At 62.5% G+C, this 5,209-nt stretch carries 8 protein-coding genes; 6 read left to right on the top strand and 2 right to left on the bottom strand.

Going from position 1 to position 5,209, the window contains the following annotated elements; translation table 11 throughout:
* Positions 1 to 107: 107 nt before the first annotated feature.
* Positions 108 to 605 carry a helix-turn-helix transcriptional regulator gene (locus tag A5777_RS22120; RefSeq protein WP_197502442.1) on the bottom strand — a complete coding sequence of 166 codons (498 nt, stop codon included), beginning with the start codon at positions 603 to 605 and terminating at the stop codon, positions 108 to 110.
* 121 nt (positions 606 to 726) lie between these two features.
* Between A5777_RS22120 and A5777_RS22115 the strand changes: the two genes are divergently transcribed.
* The 5 genes from A5777_RS22115 (at position 727) to A5777_RS22095 (ending at position 3,248) form a co-directional block, all read left to right on the top strand.
* Positions 727 to 942: a helix-turn-helix transcriptional regulator gene (locus A5777_RS22115; protein ID WP_064864631.1), complete on the top strand. Its 216-nt coding sequence runs from the start codon at positions 727 to 729 to the stop codon at positions 940 to 942.
* Positions 943 to 1,307: 365 nt separating this feature from the next.
* Positions 1,308 to 2,429, top strand: a complete 1,122-nt coding sequence (locus A5777_RS22110; protein ID WP_156529460.1) for a recombinase RecA — start codon at positions 1,308 to 1,310, stop codon at positions 2,427 to 2,429.
* Complete coding sequence (locus tag A5777_RS22105) at positions 2,416 to 2,763, top strand: hypothetical protein (RefSeq protein WP_156529459.1); 348 nt, start codon at positions 2,416 to 2,418, stop codon at positions 2,761 to 2,763. Before A5777_RS22110 ends, A5777_RS22105 begins: the two co-directional genes overlap by 14 nt.
* On the top strand, positions 2,760 to 3,050 hold the full coding sequence (locus tag A5777_RS22100; protein WP_064864625.1) for a hypothetical protein: 291 nt from the start codon (positions 2,760 to 2,762) through the stop codon (positions 3,048 to 3,050). The genes A5777_RS22105 and A5777_RS22100 overlap by 4 nt, the downstream gene beginning before the upstream one ends.
* A gap of 6 nt (positions 3,051 to 3,056) precedes the next feature.
* Positions 3,057 to 3,248 carry a hypothetical protein gene (locus A5777_RS22095; RefSeq protein ID WP_064864623.1) on the top strand — a complete coding sequence of 64 codons (192 nt, stop codon included), beginning with the start codon at positions 3,057 to 3,059 and terminating at the stop codon, positions 3,246 to 3,248.
* Positions 3,249 to 3,714: 466 nt separating this feature from the next.
* On the opposite strand, the gene A5777_RS22090 is transcribed toward A5777_RS22095, so the two are convergent.
* The gene (locus tag A5777_RS22090) at positions 3,715 to 3,963 is read right to left on the bottom strand and encodes a hypothetical protein (RefSeq protein ID WP_064864621.1); all 249 of its coding nucleotides are present in this window, start codon (positions 3,961 to 3,963) and stop codon (positions 3,715 to 3,717) included.
* A gap of 119 nt (positions 3,964 to 4,082) precedes the next feature.
* Between A5777_RS22090 and A5777_RS22085 the strand changes: the two genes are divergently transcribed.
* A partial coding sequence (locus A5777_RS22085) for a terminase large subunit domain-containing protein (protein ID WP_231895168.1) occupies positions 4,083 to 5,209 on the top strand: 1,127 nt, incomplete at its 3' end.

Here is a 5,209-nt window from a genome sequence, read left to right as displayed (position 1 = left end):
ATACCTTGCGCGCCAACGCTTCCCCTTGCCATCGGCTGCGCTCGGAGAGCCGTCCGCCTTCCGCCATCTGTCCTCGACGCCCGATCGGCGATTACGGTGCTGGCGCATCAGAATGGAGGTTCCGAGTCAATGACATCCTGCGCGGTCTGGCTGAGCATCGCCCTAATGCTTGCGACCATGTGACTCGGAAGCCGGTCGAGAACTCCTGGCAGGTACTCAACGCCGTACTGCGCAAAGGTACGTTCTGCTACTTTCGTGGACTCTTCCTCGAGGACAGTGCGTCTCAAGAGCAACTTGCTCCAGCGCCACTGACTATGCGCAATCGCCAGTTTGGAGCGTGCATCGACGACGTCGTCCATCCGCTTGCCGACAACCGCGACGTCCACGCCACCCAACGACCCAAGCATCTCCATACTCACCCCGAAGAGTTCGGAGAGTGAATACGCTTCATCGTAAGTGACTGAACGAGAACCGGATTCGACTTTGTAGACCGTCGCCTGATGCCACTGGTGCCCATTCTTCGACATGCGCTCAGCGAGCTGCTCCTGCGACCACTCGCGCTGTTTTCGCATCGCTCGGACGTTGTGCGCGAGCAGTTCGGACACGGACGGTTCTTCCATTGCGTCTCCCACGACGCCAACGATAATCCACATAGGCGTCACTAGATAGCCCAAATTGGTGTTAGTCTGATTCCGCGTACAGCCGCACTACAGATTGGAGTCAGACATGACGGAGCCGAACCCGTCAACAGACCTACTTACGACAGCACAGGTGTCGAACGAGTATGGGATCTCGCAGAACACCTTGCGCTGGTGGCGGTCGATCGGCGACGGCCCAGCCTCGTTCACACTCGGCCGCCGAAAGATCGTTTACCGCCGCGCTGCCATCGATGAGTGGATCGCACGGCAGGAGCAAACCACCTCCCGCGGAGGTGCCGCTTGACGAACCGCTACGCATACATCGACATCCTCACACGGAGGTGAGCGGATGACCCAACCAAAAGAGAACGGCCCCGCGGGCAACGGGACCGATCAAACATCCAAGGCGTGGACTTACCGCGACTCTATCGCAGCGCACCGACGCCGCGCTAGGTACGCGGCCCGACTCGAGCCAATCCAGTGCAGCGGCTGTGGTGCATGGATTCGAGATCCTCTCGCGCACCGATGCCTTCCGCCTCGACGGTGGGAGCCGCCAAAGCCCCCATCCTGCGGTTGCTACAAACCCGAGACAAACGGTCACCACGACTGGACCTGCGCACGCCTCGGCAAGCTGGCACCGCCCCGCATCGGACCAGGGAGCCGCCACCGATGAGCATCCCCTACGGCCAGGAGTACGACGAGGACGGGCTGCCAGTTCCCAGTTCCCACCTAGGGGTGGGAACCGGGAACCAAGGAATGACTCGCGCAGAGTACGTCGACATTCGAGCCCTACTCGAAGGTGGACTACCCGAGCCCGTCGCACCCAACGTATTGCACCGAAGCGACGGGGTCGCCCTGCTCTACAGCGAGAAGGCTAACACCCTCTTCGGAGAATCCGAGGCTGGCAAAACCTGGATCGCCCAGTGCGGCATCGTCTCCACCTTGCGAGACGGTGGCAGCGCAGTCTTTCTCGACTTCGACCACAACGGAGCCATAGAGACTGCCCAGCGACTCATCGCACTCGGCGCTCCCGTCGAAGCGCTCAAAGACATGAAACGCTTCCGATACATCGAACCAGACGGACAGATCTCGGTCCTAGATGTCGTCTCCGACTGCTCGGAGTGGCGGCCCGACTACGTGCTCATCGACAGCATCGGAGAGCTCATGGCGATGTTCAAAGCGTCGAGCAATTCGCCCGACGACTTCACCGACGTGCACCAGCGCACGATTAAGCCGCTGTTCGCTGCGGGCGCTTGCGTCGTGCTCATCGATCACCTGCCGAAGAACCCCGACTCGAAGGCGGCAGGACCGACCGGCACCGCAGCAAAGAAGCGTGTTCTGGGCGGCACACAGCTACGCGTAACAGCAGACGCCCCCTTCAAGCCAGGAGACGAATGCACCGCCTACATCTCCGTAGCGAAAGACCGACCTGGCGGGTTGCGCAAGCACTGCCCACCCGCTGACGGCAAAGCGGAACCGATAGCCGCCGTATTCAAGATGCGCCCAGATGCACACAAGGGCATCGAGTGGGAGCTACGCGCCCCGAGAGGAAGCGAGAGGACACCGGCGAGTCAGGAACTCATTCAGCGTCTCAGCGAACTCGATCCGCCTCCGTCATCAGCAGAGGACGCGGCCAAGAGACTCAAGGTTCGCAAGGCCGCCATCCTCGCCCCCTACAGGCAATGGAAAGACAGCGGTTCCCGGTTCCCACCCCTAGGTGGGAACCGGGAACCGGAACCGATCAGCAACGTTCAATCCCTATTTCCAGAGGCATCCAATGATCCCGAATAACACTCCCTGCTACAGCGACCGCAACTACCTCGACGTAGTGGCCTGGTCCGACGACGGCACCCCACTGGTCATCGACTACCAGCAGGGTCGCCTAGTCGAAGCAGTCGGCAAACTCCACGCCGAGGACCGCATCATTCAGCTCATCCCCGGCACCGGATGGCAAGTCACCTTCAACGCCGGACAAGACGACGAGATCACCGAACCATTGCTGGCTTGGGGCCTGCGCACCGATGGCAGCGTTGTCCCACTCGCCACCGACTGCAACGGTCAGGTTGACCGAGCCGATGACCTCACACCACGCCCGATCATCACTCCGACCAAGGAGGCCCGATGATGCACGAGAACAATCCCGAGTTCGCCTGGTGGTTCGAGCGTCCACAGGATGAGCGCGACCTACTCGACAGGTCTGCGCGCAACAGCATCCTCAATCTGCCCAGCTATCCGTTCTGGAGCGCGGAGATAGCCGCTGAACTCGCTGCCTGGAAGACGCTGGAGAACGAGGTAGCCCAGGCACACATCGACTGGCTCAGCAAGCTCAAGGCACGAGCAGACCGACGAGGCCGAGTGTGGGACCGAGCAGAGTTCCTACGCCAAGCCCGACTGACCGAGGCCGGTGACTAGCGCCACATGAAGATCTACGGCCAGTCCGCAGCACCCCGCGTCTACGCCCATACCGGAGCCACCACCCGACCAGTCACCATCCACGTCGGCTCCATGAAGATGGCCTGCTCAATCGCAGAAGCCAGACTCCTCGCCACCTACCTCACCGAAGCCGCCGACGAAGCAGCAGCCATGACCCGACACCAGGAGCACCCATGAACATCGAACCGGACCGACGACAGCAGTACGTCATGATGCTGACCACATGCCTCGACTGCGGCGAACCCGCCACCAACCCGCAGTGCGACGACTGCCGACCACCACAGCACGACCCGCCGGGCCGAGCGGGCAGCACACGCCGCGGCTACAACAGTGTGTGGCGGCGACTTTCCGAACGTGCCCGACGCCTGCAGCCCTTCTGCACCGACTGCGGCACCACCGACGACCTCACCGTCGACCACAGCCCCGAAGCGTGGCACCGCAAGGCTCAGGGCCTCAGCATCCGCCTCGCGGACGTTGAGGTCGTCTGCAGACCATGCAACGCCAAACGAGGCGCAGCGAAGCCCACAGAACCCAGGGGGGATACCCCAGGTCAGCGCCCAAACGACCCTCGGGGTGAGGCGAACTTTCAGAATGTAATCCCAAATAGTGAGATAATCGGCTCGGGTGATGGACTATGAGCGCACTATCCGATGACAGCCTTGCGAACCTTGGCGGGTTGATGCGGGGGCTTAGTGTGAGCCACAGACACCCACCAGCCTGGGCCATACGTCCATACCTCGGTCTCGCCATCCGTCTCGTGCTCAACGATCAGCGCACCACTCGGGCCGATGCTGTACGTCCCGTTGATCCTGTCGGTTTTCGTGATGAATTGCTTATCACGTTCGGCTTTGGGGTCGGGGTTGGCCTCGCGGTACGTCAGGGAGAATTCCACCGGGGAATTACATCATGAAGTCGGGTGCGAAGGGCACGGTTACGGCTGAACCCTTGCAGTTCAGGGGCTATCCAACTGATCCGGCGAAGCGTCGTCTTCGGTTCATCAAGGAGTACTTGATGGTTCCGAAGGGTGTTGGTGCTCTGGAACCGGTGCGGCTGCGGTCGTTTCAGCGCGACATCATCACTACCGTGTATGCGCCGGGCGTGCGTACGGGTCTGGTGTCGCTGCCTCGTGCGAACGGCAAGACCAGCCTCGCGGCGATGCTGGCGGTTGCTGAGTTGTTCGTCGGGCAGCCGTCGGCTGAGGTGCTGGTCGTCGCTTCCGATCAACGGCAGGCCAATATCACGCTGCGCTTGGCGAAACGGATGATCGAGCTCAACGATGAGCTGGCTGAGCGTGCGCAGATCTATTCGGATCGGATCGCGGTGCCGCACACGGATGCTCTGCTGATCCCGTTGCCGGCCGATCCTGGCGCCTTGCACGGGCATGATCCGTCGCTGCTGATCGTCGATGAGCTCCACGTCGTCACCGAGGACGTGTGGGAGGCCGTTACGTCGGTGACTGGTAAGCGTCCCGAGTCGCTGACGCTGGCTATCTCGACCCCGGCGTCGTCGACTGACTCGGTGATGTGGAAGCTCGTGGCGCACGGGCGTGCTGGGACCGATCCGGCGTTTGCGCTCAAGGAGTACGCGGCGCCGAAGGACTGCGCCACCGATGACCGGGATGCCTGGCTGATCGCTAACCCTGCTCTGTCGTGTGAGCGTCCGTTCCTGGCTGAGGATGGCTTGGAGGCTGCCCGGCAGACGTTGCGTGAGCAAGTGTTCCGGCAGTTGCGGCTGGGTCAGTGGGTCGGTCAGGTGGACCGGTGGCTGCCGTGGGGCGTGTGGGAAGAACTCGCCACCCCTGACGTCAAGGTGCTACCCCGGCAGCGGATCGTCTTAGCGTTCGACGGATCGGCCTCAGGGGACTCGACAGCCCTCGTTGGTGCCACGTTGGGGCCTCGCCCTCATGTGTTCATGGCTGGTCTGTGGCAGAACCCCGGCGACCCACGTTGGCGGGTACCGCGCGGCGAGGTCGATGCACGGGTGCGGGAGTTGTTCGACCAGTTCGATGTCGTCGAGCTCGCCGCGGACCCGTGGGGCTGGCGCTCAGAGTTGGAGACGTGGGCCGCACGGCACGGCGAACGTCGAGTGCTGCAGTGGAACACCGCCCACGCGCAACGCATGGCCCCGGCGACCGACCG

The organism is Gordonia sp. 852002-10350_SCH5691597, from assembly GCF_001665715.1.
GTDB lineage: Bacteria > Actinomycetota > Actinomycetes > Mycobacteriales > Mycobacteriaceae > Gordonia > Gordonia sputi.
This window is presented reverse-complemented; position numbering and strand designations above follow the sequence as displayed.

Coding starts and splice junctions, on each gene's coding strand:
- A5777_RS22100 (WP_064864625.1), top strand. CDS start 2,760: ATGATGCACGAGAACAATCCCGAGTTCGCCTGGTGGTTCGAGCGTCCA.
- A5777_RS22105 (WP_156529459.1), top strand. CDS start 2,416: ATGATCCCGAATAACACTCCCTGCTACAGCGACCGCAACTACCTCGAC.
- A5777_RS22095 (WP_064864623.1), top strand. CDS start 3,057: ATGAAGATCTACGGCCAGTCCGCAGCACCCCGCGTCTACGCCCATACC.
- A5777_RS22110 (WP_156529460.1), top strand. CDS start 1,308: ATGAGCATCCCCTACGGCCAGGAGTACGACGAGGACGGGCTGCCAGTT.
- A5777_RS22115 (WP_064864631.1), top strand. CDS start 727: ATGACGGAGCCGAACCCGTCAACAGACCTACTTACGACAGCACAGGTG.